The organism is Pseudomonas sp. nanlin1, assembly GCF_045571515.1.
Lineage (GTDB): Bacteria > Pseudomonadota > Gammaproteobacteria > Pseudomonadales > Pseudomonadaceae > Aquipseudomonas.
Genome location: NZ_CP124218.1, coordinates 3,942,815 through 3,959,321 on the forward strand (window position 1 = coordinate 3,942,815; position 16,507 = coordinate 3,959,321).

Annotated in this window: 7 protein-coding genes and 1 pseudogene; 2 read left to right on the forward strand and 6 right to left on the reverse strand. The window is 61.2% G+C overall.

The features are described 5' to 3' along the window. Nucleotides 1–42 precede the first annotated feature (42 nt). The 5 genes and pseudogenes from QCL65_RS18135 to QCL65_RS18155 all read right to left on the reverse strand — a co-directional run bounded on the left by QCL65_RS18135 (nucleotide 43) and on the right by QCL65_RS18155 (nucleotide 10,037). Nucleotides 43–417 carry a hypothetical protein gene (locus tag QCL65_RS18135; RefSeq protein WP_407311133.1) on the reverse strand — a complete coding sequence of 125 codons (375 nt, stop codon included), beginning with the start codon at nucleotides 415–417 and terminating at the stop codon, nucleotides 43–45. A 421-nt stretch (nucleotides 418–838) separates the two neighbouring features. Further along, a pseudogene (locus QCL65_RS18140) lies at nucleotides 839–937 on the reverse strand (hypothetical protein); the annotation flags it as partial. 1 nt (nucleotide 938) lies between these two features. After that, entirely contained in the window at nucleotides 939–1,100 is a 162-nt protein-coding gene (locus QCL65_RS18145; RefSeq protein ID WP_407311135.1) for a pentapeptide repeat-containing protein, read from the reverse strand. 558 nt (nucleotides 1,101–1,658) lie between these two features. Further along, nucleotides 1,659–8,300, reverse strand: a complete 6,642-nt coding sequence (locus QCL65_RS18150; RefSeq protein WP_407311137.1) for a DUF637 domain-containing protein — start codon at nucleotides 8,298–8,300, stop codon at nucleotides 1,659–1,661. A gap of 24 nt (nucleotides 8,301–8,324) precedes the next feature. Further along, the gene (locus QCL65_RS18155; RefSeq protein WP_407311139.1) at nucleotides 8,325–10,037 is read right to left on the reverse strand and encodes a ShlB/FhaC/HecB family hemolysin secretion/activation protein; all 1,713 of its coding nucleotides are present in this window, start codon (nucleotides 10,035–10,037) and stop codon (nucleotides 8,325–8,327) included. Between the two features lie 210 nt (nucleotides 10,038–10,247). Here QCL65_RS18155 and QCL65_RS18160 point away from each other — a divergent pair, with 210 nt between their 5' ends. Together QCL65_RS18160 and QCL65_RS18165 are read left to right on the forward strand one after the other, a co-directional pair. Further along, nucleotides 10,248–11,489, forward strand: a complete 1,242-nt coding sequence (locus QCL65_RS18160; RefSeq protein ID WP_407311141.1) for an exonuclease SbcCD subunit D C-terminal domain-containing protein — start codon at nucleotides 10,248–10,250, stop codon at nucleotides 11,487–11,489. Then, nucleotides 11,486–15,118 (forward strand): AAA family ATPase, encoded by a 3,633-nt coding sequence (locus QCL65_RS18165; RefSeq protein ID WP_407311143.1) that lies wholly within the window; start codon nucleotides 11,486–11,488, stop codon nucleotides 15,116–15,118. Before QCL65_RS18160 ends, QCL65_RS18165 begins: the two co-directional genes overlap by 4 nt. A gap of 196 nt (nucleotides 15,119–15,314) precedes the next feature. On the opposite strand, the gene QCL65_RS18170 is transcribed toward QCL65_RS18165, so the two are convergent. Beyond that, nucleotides 15,315–16,487 carry a lactonase family protein gene (locus tag QCL65_RS18170; protein WP_407311145.1) on the reverse strand — a complete coding sequence of 391 codons (1,173 nt, stop codon included), beginning with the start codon at nucleotides 16,485–16,487 and terminating at the stop codon, nucleotides 15,315–15,317. Between the last annotated feature and the right edge of the window lie 20 nt (nucleotides 16,488–16,507).

The window sequence follows — 16,507 nt, forward strand, 5'->3', positions numbered from 1 at the left end:
TCGCCTAAACTGCCGCCGTTGATATGCCGCTAAAAAAGAATCTCAGACAAACGAAATGTCTAATCTATCGACCCGCCATGAAATCAGTTTCCCCTCAAGGAAACCAAAATCCGCCAGAAAAATCTCTTCACAGAAGGTCAACCCACTACAGCACAAACAACCATCTCTCAACTCGCCGATAATTCTACATGAATAACCTGGACCTTCTCTAAGGACTGAGGGTGTGACATGAGAACTCTCTTGAACAACATACTCACCAAAAACCATGGGCAACAACTCTGCCCGATACACTCGCCCTATCTCAAGCTGATAAGGAAGATAGCTGGCAAAGCAGGTAAGCCTCTGACCACATACAACAATCGAAACTTCCTCTTCTATTTCAGGGTTGATGCCATCAACAAGCACTGAATAAATCATGGTACAGGCCTTATAATTTATCTTTAGGATCACCATTCAGCATCTCCCAAAAACCCTTACCACTTTCCACATGGATTGTAGTGATCGCACCATCAGAATTAGTTTCTACAAATCCAGACTTCGCATCTCCACGGGACGAATCACCCATGAACTGCACGTAACCAGTTCGCATTTCGCTTTTGTACAGATACTGAACCTTATCCCCGCATTGCATAATGTCCCTGCTCACCTGCAAATACTCGATAGACGACTTTTCCCCAAATTCAGCACCGTGTTTTTTCAAAATAACCAGTCAGCTTTGTTTCATCAGAAAACTTAGCCGAATTCAAGTTCACAGTCGCTTTTTTTACCGATCAAAGAAACTAAAATTAAACTTTTATCGCACCAAACATTACAGGATCGAAACCTTCAGGCCAAATTGCTATAACATTTGAAAGATCAGCCCCTTCATCTGCACGCCAACCAGCGTCGCGTTCATAAGAGCGGCACCATGCATTAACGCCCCATTCAATATAGAGTAATTAAAAGACGCACTTCAAATTAGAATTTGTAAAATCTGCTCCCGAAACATCAAAATTTTCAAAAATTGCACGATGAAGATCCGGCCCACTAAATATTGAATTAGCTAGACCATCCAAAGGCAAACCCAGGGTCTCACCTGTCTCAAAGCAGATAGTTATCATCTATTCCCCCAATCTACCGGATCAATTTTACATCTGATACAGGTTTGGTCTGTCCAGCTTTGCTGGGCGACAAGGTTCCTGGAGCCACCTCTGGACTTCGCCCTAATATTTTCGCTGCGATATAACGATGATTCCCATCAACAATTATATTGCCATGCATCTTAATTGGAGGAGCGACATCCCCCTTAAGAAGACGATCAACATATCTCTGAACCGCAGGTAAGGAAACAAAATTTTGACCGCTAATAGCAGGATCACCTTGTAATGCTTTTTGAATTTTGGTTTACGGTAGAGGGCAGTGCAAGGGCGCTAACGAATCTGACCTCTCGCACCAGCCTTAGAGATCATCAGTATCATTTACCCTGTTCATCACCAACATAGACTAAAACACATTTACCATCAGACTTCGTAACTAGACTTATAGGATGCTTCGTCGACCTATCATCTATGGAAATTTCAACTAGCAACTCTTGATCTTCGAAGGACCTCAGCTCTTTTATTAGCTGCGCAATAGTTTTTCCACTAGTTATCCAACTTGGTCTTCCAACATCGTTCATTTTAGTCTCCAATACGCTGCAATTTTTCATCAAAAGTTCCGATCCGTGTATTTTTACTGCCAAGATCCTTTACTGATCCAGCCATCTTCCAAGCCCCTCCATTATGCCCATCTAGATCTCTTGTAATATAGTTATTTCCAAGCCTGAACACAGCCTGACCACCATGCACTGTTTCATTTATCTTAGTGTACCCGAGCGCCTCCGCCGCATTCTTGGCATCTTTATTGGTTTTGTACACAGCTCCACGGATTGACCGGGCGTTTGTATCAGTAATTTCACCCTTTACCGAAACACTCGAACCCCGCCCTGGTCCTACCTTATTCCACGGATCCATCGCCCCTTGCAATAGCTCACTCACAAAAGTCCACATCCCGCCTGACTCCGGGCGCTTAAGCTCCCTGACAGTTGTCATTTGGGCTGCGTAGTTTTCCTGACCACTAGACGCCAATGATAGCGCTCGCCTTAGGCTCTTATCCTCGCCAGAAATCCTCACATCATTGGTCAATTTCTCGTTCGCTGGCTGCTCAGCTAGCAAACGATCATGGATACCACGGCACGAGACGGGGTCACGCTGACAGAGGTCGCTCAACTCGGCGTTACGCTTACTATCAAGCTCCGCGTAGCTCTCGGCGATTTCGTTGCATTGAGCGGTTGAGGTGCAAGTTTTGAGCTTTTGATCTCGCTCGACCAACTCTTGATGGTAGAGGTAGTTAAAGGTCGTCGCTTTTTGAGCAATTTGCGCGCCTTGGTTTAGATCACCACCCACGGAGGCCGCGCCCACCAGGCCGACCAGCTGCGAGAGCATCAGTTGAACGTCGGCGTTGCCACCGGCCAATGAGGCCATCTGATTGATGAGTGCCTCGTTCAACCCCGCGGCCATTGCTCCTGTTTTAAAATCACCGCCCGTGACTTCCGCCAGCATGCCGCCCATCAAGGCGTGAGCCAGAATTTTCTGAGCGCTACCATCAGGGAAGCGAATGCTGTCCCCTACCCAGTTGAAGCCCGTGGCCATAGCCACGTTGCCTGCCTCGCCTAGCAGTGCCGCATTGAAGTTATCGCCTAAACTACCACCGTTGATGGCCGTTGATATGCCGCTACTGATGACCGCACGGCCGCCCACTCGCGTGAGGGTGTCGGCGGCGGTGCCCCAGCGGAAAATATCGTTAGAAGTGTTGCCGCTATACAGGGTCGAACCGTCGGTAGGGCTGATGCCGGCGGTAGTGCTATCGCTAGCTGGAAACCAGTTGGCATCGGCATAACTCAGTCCGTAGGCGGTGAACCCTGCTATTGCCGCGTTCTTCAAACTGTCACTACTAAAAGTCTCTTTCAGTGCCAGCCCAAGATTGCCCTTGTTGCTGATCGTGCTGGTGACAGCGGTCGTCGCCAGGCTGATCTCAATAGCGCCACCAACGCCTGATATCCCCAGGCCCCCAGGCCCCATAACCGCCGCCATCATGATCGCGATGGCGATCTTGGCGCCTGCCCCCAACCCCGAGTTGTCATATTTGAAAGAGTCGTGAATCTCTTTGACCTGCCGCCAATCCACGTCCCCGCGCTGCTCGGCGGCTTTGATCCAGGCCAGTTGAGGGTCGGCTTTAACCATGCTGTCGATGGTCTGGCTGACACTGAGTTGGTCGACTTGCTTGATGTCTATTTTCAGGCCGTCGACGGCCTTGATGACGGTCTGCCCCTGCGCCACCAGTTCACTCTGGCGTAGAGTTTCGTCGGTGGTGCCTTTGCCCTTCATCGAGAACCAGGACAAATCGCTTTTGCTCTTGGTATGACTCTCGTCGTGAAGGTCTTTAACCGCTTCGAAAGTGATGCCTGCGCCACTGTCGATTACCAAGTCTTTACCACTGTTCAACTTAGCGACTTGGTAACGCTGATCCCCCTCGCTGACTAAGGTGAGATTGCCGCCGGTTTTGATTTCACTGCCCACATGGGTGATTTGCGTGATCTCATCGCGCTGCGCTTTCTTCGCCCCAAAACTCCCCTTCTTCTTGTAGTCATACAGGTAGTAATCACTGTTCTGCGCCGACATCAGCGCCAGTTGTTCACCGGCATACACATACGCTTCATCACCAGCTTTTAGCTGGCTGGCGGTGACCAGCACATTGCCGCCTCCCTCGACGCTCAGGTCGCCACCCGCTTCGAGTACGGCCGCTTGCTGGCGCACGCTGCTTTGTTCTTTGTCGATCTTTTTGCTGCCGCCTTTGCGGTGGAATTCCGAGTAGCTTTCGTTGGCGGCGGCGCTGATGGCCACTTCGCCGGCGGCGCTGAGGCTGAGGTTGCCGGTGGCTTTGACGGTGCTGGCGATGATGGCCAGGTCGCGGCCGGCGTCGGCTTGCAGGTTGCCGCCGACGGCGATGTCGCTGGCGTGTTGGGTGGTTTGGCTGGCGCTCCAACGGGCGCGTTTTTGTTGGCCGCTGCTGCTGTCGACTTCTGCGGCGGCGGCGATGGCCAGGTCGCGGCCGGCGGTCAGGGTGGCGTTGTTGCCGGCCTGCAAGGCGCCGCCGATGTTGAGCAGGTCGCGGCCGGCGTTGAGGGTTAGATCGCGACTGGCCTCGATGCGCGCCGCGTTATCAGCCCCGGCCTGGCTCCAGCTGTATTGCCCGGTGTGTTCGCTGTAGCCGATGGAGCGCTCGTTGACGATATCGCCGTTCATGGCCACCAGGCTGACGTCTTGGCCGCTGATCACGCCGCCTTTGGCGTTGCGGATGCTCTCGCTGGCCAGTAGGGCGATGCGTTGGTTGGCTTGCATCAGGCCGCTGTTGTCGATGTTTTTCGCGGTGGCGCTGAGGCTGGCGCTGGCGCGCAGGGTGCCGCTGTTTTCCAGGCGTTCGCCGCTGATCAGGGCGACGTCGCTGCCTTGGATCAGCGCGCCGGTGGGCGCCAGGCGGTCGTTGGCGTGGGCCAGGTAAAGCACCGGGACCAGCACGGCCTGGCCGTCGACTTGCTGTTCTTGCATCCAGACGATGTCGTGGGTCAGGGCCGCGACCTGTTCGTCGCTCAGGGCCACGCCGGGGCTCAGGTTCAAGGCGGTCTTGCTGGCGACGGCGTTGTCCATCAGGTACTTGAACTGCGCTTCATCGCTGGCCAGGCCGTCGAGCAGGCGCTTGCCGGTCTGGGCCACGATCGCCTCGCGCACCAGGCGCTGCTCGTAGAGCCCATCGCCCAGGCGGCGCTGGGTTTGCGCGGGGTTGTAGCCGATGCGCTCGAGCAGGTAGCTGGAGTTCATGAATGAATTGAGGTTGGTCAGCGCCGGGTTGGTCTCGACCAAATAAGGGTGGCTGGCGTCAGTGTTGACGTGGAACAGGCCGTTTTGCCCTTCAGGCAGGCTGAAGCCGGGCAGGTCCAGGGGGTTGACGCCTTGTTGTGCCAGGTCGGGGGGCAATTGCGCGTTCAAGGTGGCGATGGGTTTGGCGGTGCTGCTGACGGCGGTGGCTTGGACTCGGCTGGTGCCGGTTTCAATCGCCTGGTCGGGGCGCAGCACGGCGTTTTGCACGGTCTGCGAACCTTCGATGGTAATGCTGCCGCCGGCTTGGACCACCGCGTTGATCACCTGGCCATCCCCCGAGGTCTGGGTGACGCGCGAGCCGCGCAAGCTGCCGATGGCGATGCTGCTCAGCGGCATGGCTTTGGGGTCGTAACTGGGAGAGGACGGGTTGTGGTAGGCGTTGTAGCGGTCGATGTTGGCGACGAGGCCGTAGTACTGGCCCTCGTCCTTGGTGTAGACGTAATAGTCGTAGAAGCGCTTCTCGCCGCCGGCTGCACCAGTGTTGAAGAACTGTTGGGTCTTGAGGCTGATGGGGCCGTTCGCTGAGACCGTACTGAGGCGGTTGTCGAAGGTGCCGCCGACAAAGCTCAGGTTACCGCCAGCGATAATGTTGCCGCGGGCCGAATCTTGGGTGATGTCGAGGCCGAACTCTTCGTTGACCACGTAGGAAGCTTCGCAGTGTTCCCCTTTGCAGTTGTCGGTGCCGGTGAGCTGCATCTGGCCGCTGGTCTGGCGGGTGGTGGCTGTGAAGACTTCTTTGCGGTTGATCAGCGAGACGGCGGCCAGGCTCATGTCCCCGGCGCTTTCCAGGGTGGCGGAGATGTTTTCCAGGCTGGTCAGTTGCGCGCCGGTATCGTCTTTTGCAATGTCGAGTTTGCCGAGGCTGTAGACATCGCCCTTGAGGTTGGTCAGCCGGTCGCTGCGCAGCGTCATGTCGGCGCCGCTGAAGATCAGGCCCTGGTTGAGCAACGTCGGCGCTTCGATGCGCAGTTTCTGGCGACTGCCCAGGGTGCCTCGGTTATCCAGGTCACCGGCGATCACCAGCAGGTCGCCTGCGGCGCTGAGCTTGCCGCCGTTGGCCAGCCGTTCGAGCACGCGCACGGTGCCCTGCCCGGCGCTTTGAATGCTTGCCTGCTGGCCAAGTTCGACGTTCTGGGCGCGCAGGTCTAAATCGCCCTGGCTCTGCAGCGCACCGTTGCCTGTGTAGTTGCCCGCCAGGGTGAGTTTCAGTTTACCGTCGGTTTCGATGCGGCCGTCGTTGAGCCAGTTGTGCCCAGTGGCTTCGATGTCTTCGACTGAAATCAACTGGCCGCTGGCCGTCTGGGTGAAGGTACCGACGTTGAGGTTGAGTTTTTGTGCTTGCAGCAGGCTGCTGTTGGACCAGGTGTCGACGTCGAGGGTCAGTTCGCCCAGGGTGGTAAAGGTGCCACCGGCCTGGCCCGCGTCGGCCAGGCTTACGGCGAAGCGTTGCGCGCCGGCATGGCGCAGGGTGCCCTGCTGGTTGCTCAAGCCGCCGCTGACCAGGCCGAAACGGGCATTGCCGATTTCCACCAGGCCCTGGTCATTGTTCAGCAGCCCGCTCACGCGCAGGGTGCTTTCGCCGTCGCGCCCCAACGCACGCAATTTACCCTTGGCGTTGCTGGCGGAGCCCAGGTCGAGGGCCATGGACTGGCCCACCTCAAGCAAGCCGCCGTCATTGTCGAAAGCACCGCTCAAGGTGATGTCGGCCTGCTCGGCACTGACGGTTCCCGAGTGGTTTTGCAAACTGGCGGCGTCGATGCGCAGGGTTTTCTCGGCAATCAGCAGGCCGCCGTCGTTGACCAGGCGGCCACCGTTGAGCTGTAAATCGGATTCGGTCGCGACGATCTGCCCCAGGCTGTTGTCCAGGCCCGTGACGCTGGTGAGGGTGACGCTGTCGCCCTGCAGCCGGCCCTGGTTGTTGACCACCGGGGCAGTGATGGTCAACCCGCCGGACTCGGCCAGGAGCAAACCGTCGGCCGTGTTGGTCAGGGTATCGGACGCCTTGACGGTGAGCGCCTTGCGGCTGGCGATAGTGCCGCCCTGGTTGTTCAGCACCGCCGCGTTGATCTCGCTAGCCGCAACCGCCACTATCGCCGCGCCACGGTTGTCGAGCTGGGCCAGGTCGGTGCGCAAGGTGCCTTGGGCGAGTACTTTGCCGCTGTTTTCCAAGCGCCCGCCCTTGAGGGTCAAGGTGCTGGCTGGGTTGGCGCTGCCATCGGCACGGGCGCCGGCTTCCAGGTGGCCGCGGTTGTCGATATGGCGCGCGGTTATCTGCAGGTCGCCACCTGCGGCGAGGCGTTCCTGTACGGTTACGCTGCCGTCTTTAGCGGTCACCCGGGCGTCGCCGGTGGCATACACGCTTCGGCTGAGGTCCACGGCTTGGGCCTGAATGTCGATGTTGCCCGTGGCCGTGGTGCGCGCCAGGCTCAGCACGCCATTGCTGTCGATCTGGATATCGCCGCCGCTGGCCACCATGTCGCCGGCCACCTTCACGCCCACCCCGGCTTCGGTGCCGACCAAACGGATCGCACCGGCATACATACCGCCAAGCGCCGTGGAGTCGATCGCTACCTGCGGCGCGTCGGCCGCTGTGGCCAGGCGTGGAGTGGCGTTCAGCGTGCTGGCGTCGACATCGTTGGCCCCGGCGACCACGGTGAGGTCACGCGCCTGGATCCGGGCATTGATGCGCGTGGCGCGGGTGATGATTTCGAAGCGGTCGACGTTGCCTGCGTTAAGCCCAGCGCCGTCGATGTCGATGCTGCCGCCGTCGACCTGGTAATGGTCGAGGCGGCCGTGGTCGAGCACCGGTTTGCCGGTGGTCAGGGTCGCCTGCGGGGTGTTGATAAAGCCACAGCCGTTGCAACTGACCCCGTAGGGGTTGGCCACGATGACATGGGCCGATTGCCCCGCCACTTCGGTGTAGCCGCGCAGCTGGCTCGGGCTGCCGCCGCTGACTTCGTTGAGGATGATGCGCGCGGCGGTGCCATTGAGGTTGGCGTTGCCGAGGATCTGCCCAGCCAATTGGGTCGATTGGGTGGCCTGGGTGGCGTTGTTGAGAATCAGCCCCTGGCTGCCGACGTTGTAGTCTTTGAAATGGTTGTGCGACAAGCCGCTGCCGTTGGGGGCCGCAATGTTCACGATCGGCACGCCGTTGGCGGCTTGATCCACACGGGTGGAACCGCCGCTAACCACAATGCCTTCAGCCTGGGCCCACAGCGGTTGCCAGAACATCGCATTGGCCAGAATCAGCGCCACACCGCGCTTGGGCAGCCCGCAGAAACGCGCCCGAGCCTGCACCTGGGCAGACGGTTGGCGGGCGAGAAAAGCGAAGTGTTTAACGTCCATTTTAGGCAGTCCTGGTGACGAATTTCAGAGCAAAAAGTCGAGCCGGAAGTAGATCGGTGCTTCGCGTTCACTGAGGGCCCGGGGGCGCTCCAGCGAATGGGCCATGGTCACGCTGGCGGCCACATGCTGGCCGCGGGCGAACAGCTCCAGCGAATGGCTGGAGACGCGTCCGCTCTGGCCTTTATTGTGGCGGTCGTGGCGGATCACCCCTTGGTCGTAGCCGACCCCCAGGCCATATTGCTGCACCACCGGGCGCAACCAGGCCCAGCCCACCTGGCGGGTCCAACGCAGGTCGTTGCGCCAATAACCGCCGCTGTCGCCGGAGAGGTACTGCTCCTTGTAGCCACGTACCGCCGACTGGCCGCTGAGGCTCAGGCGCTGGCTGGGATAGAGCATGTCTTCGCTGCGCTGGCCGGTGGCCAGGCTGCTGAACGTGAAGTTCTCGCCCCACCACTGCAACGGCTGCAAATAGCTCAGGGTGGCGGTGTACTTGCGGTAACGGGCAGTGGGGGAGTTGCCTCTGGGGCGGTCTTCATCCATGGCGTCGAGGGCGCCGAGGCCCTGTTGCATCCCCAGTTCCAGGTTGGCAAACGCGCGGCCCACCAGGCGGCCGTGGTTAACGCCGAACTGCGCTTCGGTGATGCGCTGGGTGCCTTCGCGCAGTCGGCTGTTGTTGACAAAGTTACGTGCGCGCATGTGACTCAGGCCGGCGCTCAGCGAGGTTTTGCCCTGGCTGTCGCGCTGGATCACGCGTTCGGCAAGCCCCCGGTGGCTCTGGCTCTCGCCGCTGTACCTGAAATTCACACCGGTGCCCTGGCCACGGGTGCGGTATTCGCTGTCGCTGTAGCTGTAGCTGAAGTTCCACCAGCCCCAGGGCACGTTGTAGCTGAGCATCTGGCTGCGCGAGCTGTGCTGATGGTCGCTCAAGGCATCGCGACCGCCGCGCAGGCTCAGTTGGTCAGCCAGGCCCAAGGGGCTGTCCCACGCCAGGCCAGCGCCCCACTGCTGCTCGCCGGTGCTGCGTTGGCCATCGTTATGCCGGCTGAGGGAGGCGCGCCAGGGTTTTTGCCAGTCGTTCTTGACCAGCACCTGGCTGCCGCCTATCGCCTGGCCGGGGGCCAACTCCATTCGCGTACGGTTGGAAGGCAGGCGGTTGAGCTGCTCGAGCAACTGTTCGATCTCGCGTAGGTTGAGCAGCTCGCCTTCGCGGCCAGGAAAGCCCATGGCCAACTCCCTTGGCGATAGGCCGCTGCCGGGGGCGGCCTTCAGGCTTTCCAGGCGCCCTTCCACTACTTGGATAATCAGCGTGCCGCTGGCCAGGTCCTGCTGCGGCAGGTAGGCGCGGCTGGTCACCAGGCCCAATTGCAGGTAACGGTCGGTGACCGCCTTGAGCAAGCCATTGAGCTGCGTGACCCCCAGGCATTGGCCGTTGTAGGGGGCTAGCAGGCTGGCCTGCTCGGCGGCGGACAATTGCTCGGCGCCACGCAACTGCACTTCGCGGATAGGGAAGCAGCGGGTGTCGGCCGGGTTCGCCGGGGCGCTGGATTGGGCGGGATTACCCGGCAGTTGCTGGAGTTCCTGCAAGCGCCGTTGCTGGTCGTCGAGCAAGCGGTTCTGACGTTCGCGGATGAGGTCTTGGTCGCCGGGGGTGGGGATGGGGGCGCTGTGCACGTTAAACGCTAACAGACCAAGCAGCAGAGCGAGTGCACACCTTGTCCCTAAGGTAGAGCTGTCCATGGGAATAACCTGAAATAACAGACGTGTTGTCCTCGCACCGTAAACAGTCATTTTGTTGGCGTCAAATTTTATTTTTCAAGCTGCGGAACTTTTCCTACATTCTGTAAAACGCTGTTTAAGCCGCCAGCTAGCAACCCTGCAGCGCGTCAAACCGCCCAACCAGTTACCATGCGCCCTATTGATTGCCACCCCCGCGCCCAGAGACCCTCCATGCGATTGCTGCACACCTCAGACTGGCACCTCGGCCAAAGCCTGCATGGCCAAGACCGCGACTACGAACACGCCTGTTTCTTGCGCTGGCTATTGGGCCAACTGGACAAACGTCGGCCCGATGCGCTGCTGATCGCCGGTGACGTGTTCGACACGGTCAACCCTACGGTCAAGGCCCAAGAGCGCCTGTATGACTTTATCGTGCAGGCCCACGAACGCCTGCCGGCGCTGACCATTGTGATGATCGCCGGCAATCACGATTCGGGTTCGCGCATCGAGTTGCCTGGGCCGTTGATGCGGCGTTTGCGTACCCATGCGCTGGGCCGGGTGATGTGGCTGGACGACGGTGTACTCGACAGCGAACGCCTGCTGATCGGCCTGCCGGGCGCCAATGGCGAGGTGCAGGCTTGGTGCCTGGCCCTGCCCTTTCTGCGCCCCGCCGAGGTGACCGGTGCCCATCTGGGCGACGACTATTTGCAGGGCATCGGCCAAGTGCATGGGGCGCTGATTGCCGCCGCTGAAGCCAAACGCACGCCCGACCAAGCCTTGATTGCCATCAGCCACGCCCACATGGCGGGCGGCTCGGTGTCGATGGACTCTGAGCGCAGCCTGATTATCGGCAGCGCCGAGGCCCTGCCGGCCAGCCTGTTTGGCCAGAGCATCAGCTACGTGGCCCTGGGGCATTTGCACAAGCCGCAAAAGGTCAACGGTGAAACCCGCATTCGTTATTGCGGTTCGCCGATTCCGTTGTCGTTCTCGGAAATCGACTACCCACACCAGATTCTGGAAGTCGAACTGCAAGGCGCTGAGCTGCTCAGCGTCGAGCCACTGCTGGTGCCGCGCGCGGTCGGCCTGCTGCGCCTGGGCCCTGCCCCGCTGGCTACACTGCTGGCGCGCATCGCTGAGTTGCCGGAAGTGGATCTGCTGGCCGATGCCCTGACCCAACCCTGGCTGGAAGTGCGCGTAGTGCTCGACGAACCTCAGCCCGACCTGCGCCAGCAACTGGAAACCGCCTTACAGGGCAAGGCCGTACGCCTGGTGCGCATCGGTGCCGAGTATGCCGGGCGCCAAGGCCAGGATGAAGAAGACGGCCTAGCCTTGCTCGACCTCGATCAACTGACCCCACAGGAGCTGTTCAGCCGGGTGTGGCTGGACAATTACGGCACGGCCGTGGATGCGCCCACCCTCGAGGATTTCGAGCAATTGCTGCAGGAAGTCCACAACGAAGAGGCGCAGCCATGAAGATCCTCGCCATTCGCTTGAAAAACCTCGCCTCCCTGGCCGGCCCGTTCGAGCTGGACTTTACCGCTGAGCCCCTGGCCAGTGCCGGCCTGTTCGCCATTACCGGGCCCACTGGCGCAGGCAAAAGCACCTTGCTCGATGCCTTGTGCCTGGCCCTGTTCGGTGCGGTGCCGCGCTTGAGTAAAGCTTCGCAAAGCGCCAAGGTGCCGGACGCCGACGGCGAAATCGGCAGTTATGACGCGCGCACCCTGTTGCGCCGAGGCACCGGCTCGGGCTATGCCGAAGTGGATTTCGTCGGCGTCGACGGGCGCCGCTATCGCGCGCGCTGGGAAGCCAACCGCGCCCGCGACAAGGCCGCCGGCAAACTGCAAAGCAGCCGCCAGTCGCTGCGCGACCTGGACAACGACCAACTGCTGGCCAGCCAGAAGAACGAATACAAGGCCGCGCTGGAGGCGCGCCTGGGCTTGAACTTCGAACAGTTCACCCGTGCCGTGCTGTTGGCCCAGAGCGAGTTCAGCGCCTTTCTCAAAGCCGACGACAACGAGCGCAGCGAACTGCTGGAAAAGCTCACCGACACGGCGCTGTACACGCGCCTGGGCAAGCAGGCGTTCGACAAGGCCCGGCAGGCGCGCGAGCGCTTGCGCCAGTTGCAGGAGCAGTCGGGTAACGTCGCGCCGCTGGCTACAGAAGAGCGCCAGGCGCTGGAAGAGCAATTCGCCGAGGCGCAACTGCAGCTGAAAAACAGCCAGTTGCAACTGCGTGAATTGGAACGGCAACAGCAGTGGCATGTGCAGGCCGCCAGCCTGGCCGAAGCGGTGCACGCGGCGCGCAGCGAAGGCCAACAGGCCGGACAGGCCTGGCAAGCGCTCAGTACCGAGCAGCAGACCCTGCAGCAACTCGAACAACTGGCCCCGCAACGCCACCTGTTCAGCCAGCAGGCCGAGCTGCGCAGCCAGTTGCAACCCTTGGCGGCGCAAATCACTGGCCAGCAAGCACAACACCAGCAACTGGAAGCCGAACAGCGCCGCCTGCACACCCAAGTGGAACACGCCAGCCAGGCCCTGCAAGGGGCGTTGAGCGAACAGGCTGACAGCGCCGACCTGTTGCGCCAAGCGTTCGACGAACACAGCCATCTGGGCCGCCTGGCCGAGCAACTGCTGCCGCTGCAAAACAGCCTTGAAGCCGCCGAACAGGCTGACCAACAGGCTCAGCAAGCTTTGCAGCAACTCAGCGAGCAACACACCCAGGGCGAGCAAGCCCGCCAGGCGCTGGTTCAGGCCCTGACCCGCAGCGAGCATTTACAGGCCCTCGACGAGGCCTGGACGGCCCACCGGCCACGTCTGCAACAGAGCGTGCTGGTGAGCAACCGCTTAAGCCAGGGCCAGGCCGAATGGCCGGCGCTGGAGCAACGCCTGGCCCAGGCCAACGCCCAGGTGGACGCGTTGCGCAACCAATTGAACGAGGCCCATCGGCACGCCGACTGCCCGCCTGCGGCGCTACCCGAACGCCTGCATGAATTGACCCAACGCTTGCACAGCCATCGCCAGCAGCAGCGTGCGCTGGAGAGCCTGCAACGCCACTGGCAGCAACGCCAACAGGGCGAACAGCAAAAGCTCGCCCTGGCGCAACGTCACCAGGACCTCAGCAGCCAACTGCAACAGCGCACCGACGCCGGCCTGCGCTTGAAAGCCGAACATGACCAGGCCCGGCAAGCCCTGGACGTTACCCTAAAAGTGCTGGAGCGCCAGCGCCTGGCCCGTGGCGCCACGGTTGAGCAATTGCGCGCTAGCTTACAGCCCGAGCAGCCCTGCCCCGTGTGCGGCAGCCAGGAGCACCCCTATCAGCACGCCGAGGTGCTGCTGCAGGCGCTCGCGGGCGATGACGAGCAAGCCGCCGCCGAGGCGCGCCAGCACGTCGAACAACTGGCCGAACAACTGGGCCAATTGCGCGAAGTCTTCAGCGCCCTGCGTGAGCAGCTCAAGGCTGTGACGCAGCAGCAGGCGCAGTTGCAGGCTGAGCAGCAGGACACCCACCTGCACGACCACCCGCTGTACGCCCAGCTTCAGGCCCAAGCCGAGCCCGACCAGTGGCTGCACGACGAGCTGGCGCGCCTCGCCCAAGCCCTGGCCGAGGACGAGGGCCAACAGCAACGGCTACTCGACCTGCAACGCCAGGCCGGCCAGTTGCAACAACAACTGCAACTGGCCGAGCCTGAGTATCAGGCCGCCAGCCAAGTGCTGGATAAGCAACGCAGCCAGCTGCAGCATGACCGCGAGCGCCTGGATGAAGACCTGCAAGCTTTCGCCAGCCTGCTGCCGTCGGCGCTGCTGGACGGCTTGCGCGAGCAACCGGGTGCCACCTTCATGGCCTTGGACCAAGCCATGGGCGAGCGCGCAAGCCTGCTCGATGACCTGCACGAGCAAGGCCAGGCACTGGAGCAGCGGCAACGCCAGATCGAACAACAGCGGCACGTCAGCGTGGCCCGCGCCCAGGCCCTGGAAGCCGCGCGCCAGCGGCATGCCGAGCTCGCCAGCCAGCACCAGGCGGTCGCCCTCAGCTTGGGCCAACGCCTGGGCGAGTATCCCGACCCAACCAGCTGGCAGCGCGCCCAGCAACAGCGCATCGACACCGCCCGCAGCGAACAGGCCGATGCCCAACAGGCCCTGCAAAACGTGCACACCCAAGCGCTGCAACTGGCGGCCGAATTGCACAGCAGCAGCGCACAATCGAGCAGCCTGCAGCAGGCGCTGGCCCAGGTAGATACACGCATTCAAGCCTGGCGCGAGCGCCAGCCGCAGGTCAGCGACGAAGCCTTGAACAGCTTGCTGGCCTACACCGAAGAACAGGTGGCCGCCTTGCGCCAGCGCTTGCAGGCCGCGCAAAAAGCCATCGAACAGGCCCAGGTGCGCTTGCAAGAACGCGAGCAGCGCCAAGCCAGCCACCAGGCCGACGCCAATGGCGTGCTCGACGCCGACGCCTTGCAAACCGCGCATGCCACCCTGCAAAGCACATGCGCCGCCGCCGAACAGCGCTGCGCCGAACTGCGCGCGCAGCAGGCCGAAGACCAGCGCCGGGTGTTGGCGAGCCAGGCGTTGCTGGCCTCGATTAGCCTGGCAGAGGCCGACTACCGGCGCTGGGCACGCCTGTCAGACCTGATCGGCTCGGCCGATGGCGCCCAGTTCCGCCGCCTGGCCCAGGCCTACAACTTGGACCTGCTGGTGCACCACGCCAATGTGCAACTGCGCCAGTTGGTCAAACGCTACCGGCTCAAACGCGGCGGCAGTACCTTGGGCCTGTTGGTGCTGGACACGGAAATGGGCGATGAACTGCGTTCGGTGCATTCGTTGTCGGGGGGCGAGACGTTTCTGGTGTCGCTGGCCCTGGCGTTGGGGCTGGCATCGATGGCATCGAGCACCTTGCGCATCGAGTCGTTGTTTATCGACGAAGGCTTCGGCAGCCTCGACCCCGAGTCGCTGCAATTGGCCATGGACGCTTTGGATGGCCTGCAGGCACAAGGGCGCAAAGTGGCGGTGATCTCCCATGTGCAGGAAATGCACGAGCGTATCCCGGTGCAGATCCAGGTGCGGCGCCAGGGCAATGGGTTAAGTACGGTTGAGGTGTGCGGTTGATTTTGGCAGTTGGCTCGGCGGCGCGTTTGAAACCGGCCGCGTTGCGGCCTCTCGGGGCCAAGGCCCCTCCTACGATTGGCGACATGTTTGAATCGCAAACCGGCCGCGTTGCGGCCTCTCGGGGCCAAGGCCCCTCCTACACGATTGGCGACATATTTCAGTCGCAACGTGTAGGAGGGGCCTTGGCCCCGATCTTTTAACCGTTGGGCTGCAAAAATTTCACGTCCGAAGGCGAGTCCATCGGAAACTTCTGCACCGTCTCGCCCAGCACGCCTGTGCGTGGGTCGCGTTTGATCACCACGATTTGGTTGCTTTTCTGGTTTGCCACCAGCACGAACTGGCCACTGGGGTCGAAGGTGAACTCCCGCGGGTGGTCGCCTTCCACGGAGCGCCGCTGCACGAAGGTCAACTGGCCGTTGCCCGCGTTCACGGCGAACACCACCAGCTCATTGGCCTTGCCGCGGTTGCTGACATACAGAAAGCGCCCGTCCGGCGACAGGTGTAACGCGCCCGCCGCCTTCTGCTCGGCCGCCTGCCGGTCGGTGAGGTCAACCAACTGGCGGCGCACCAAAGTGCCGTCCTGGTAATCGAACACCGCCACTTGGGCACTCATTTCCATGCTCAGGTAAGCGCGTTTGGCGTCTGCGCTGAACAGCAGATGGCGTGGGCCACTGCCGGCCGGCAGGTCGACTTGTGCCGGGTCGGCGGCGGTCAAAGGCGCTGCGCTGGCCGCAGCGTCGTAGCGGTAGGCGAATACCTTGTCGGCACCCAGGTCGGTGGCGAACACGCGATCGCCTGCGGGCGCTACCACCACCGAGTGCACGTGGCCACCAGCCTGGCGCTCTGGGTTGACCTTGCTCGGCGTGTAGCGCATTTGCTGGGTCACCTGGCTGGCCAGACGGCCTTGGGGGTCCACCGCGATCACCGCCAGGCTGCCGCCTGGGTTGGGGCTCACGCCGTAGTTGGCGATAAACAGAAAGCGCCCATCGTGGCTCAAGCTTGAATGGGTGGGCTCATCGCCCTGGGTCTGCACTTGGTTGATCGGGCTGATGGCGTGGGTTTTGGGGTCGAGGGCAAAGCTACTGACTTTGCCCACCACGTCTTTCTGCCCAGGGCCGTTCTCGTTTACCACGAACAGCCGGGTTTGATCCGGGGACAGGGTCAGCCACGATGGGTTGTCGCTTTTCACCACTTGCAGGGTTTTATGCTCGATCAACCCGCTCTGGGCGTCGAAGCGGTAGCGGTACAGGCCTTGGCTGTTGGCCTGGGTGTAGGTGCCAACCAGCAGCTCGTACTGCGGGGCGGCGGCGTGGGCATTCAGGGCGCCGAAGGCGCCAGCAAACAAAAGGGGCAAAATAATACGCTTCATGGTCGGTTCCTGCGCCACCG

Excerpts from the sequence above, each read along its gene's own strand:
- QCL65_RS18155 (WP_407311139.1), bottom strand. The coding sequence starts at position 10,037 with ATGGACAGCTCTACCTTAGGGACAAGGTGTGCACTCGCTCTGCTGCTT.
- QCL65_RS18170 (WP_407311145.1), bottom strand. The coding sequence starts at position 16,487 with ATGAAGCGTATTATTTTGCCCCTTTTGTTTGCTGGCGCCTTCGGCGCC.
- QCL65_RS18135 (WP_407311133.1), bottom strand. The coding sequence starts at position 417 with ATGATTTATTCAGTGCTTGTTGATGGCATCAACCCTGAAATAGAAGAG.
- QCL65_RS18160 (WP_407311141.1), top strand. The coding sequence starts at position 10,248 with ATGCGATTGCTGCACACCTCAGACTGGCACCTCGGCCAAAGCCTGCAT.
- QCL65_RS18150 (WP_407311137.1), bottom strand. The coding sequence starts at position 8,300 with ATGGACGTTAAACACTTCGCTTTTCTCGCCCGCCAACCGTCTGCCCAG.
- QCL65_RS18165 (WP_407311143.1), top strand. The coding sequence starts at position 11,486 with ATGAAGATCCTCGCCATTCGCTTGAAAAACCTCGCCTCCCTGGCCGGC.
- QCL65_RS18145 (WP_407311135.1), bottom strand. The coding sequence starts at position 1,100 with ATGATAACTATCTGCTTTGAGACAGGTGAGACCCTGGGTTTGCCTTTG.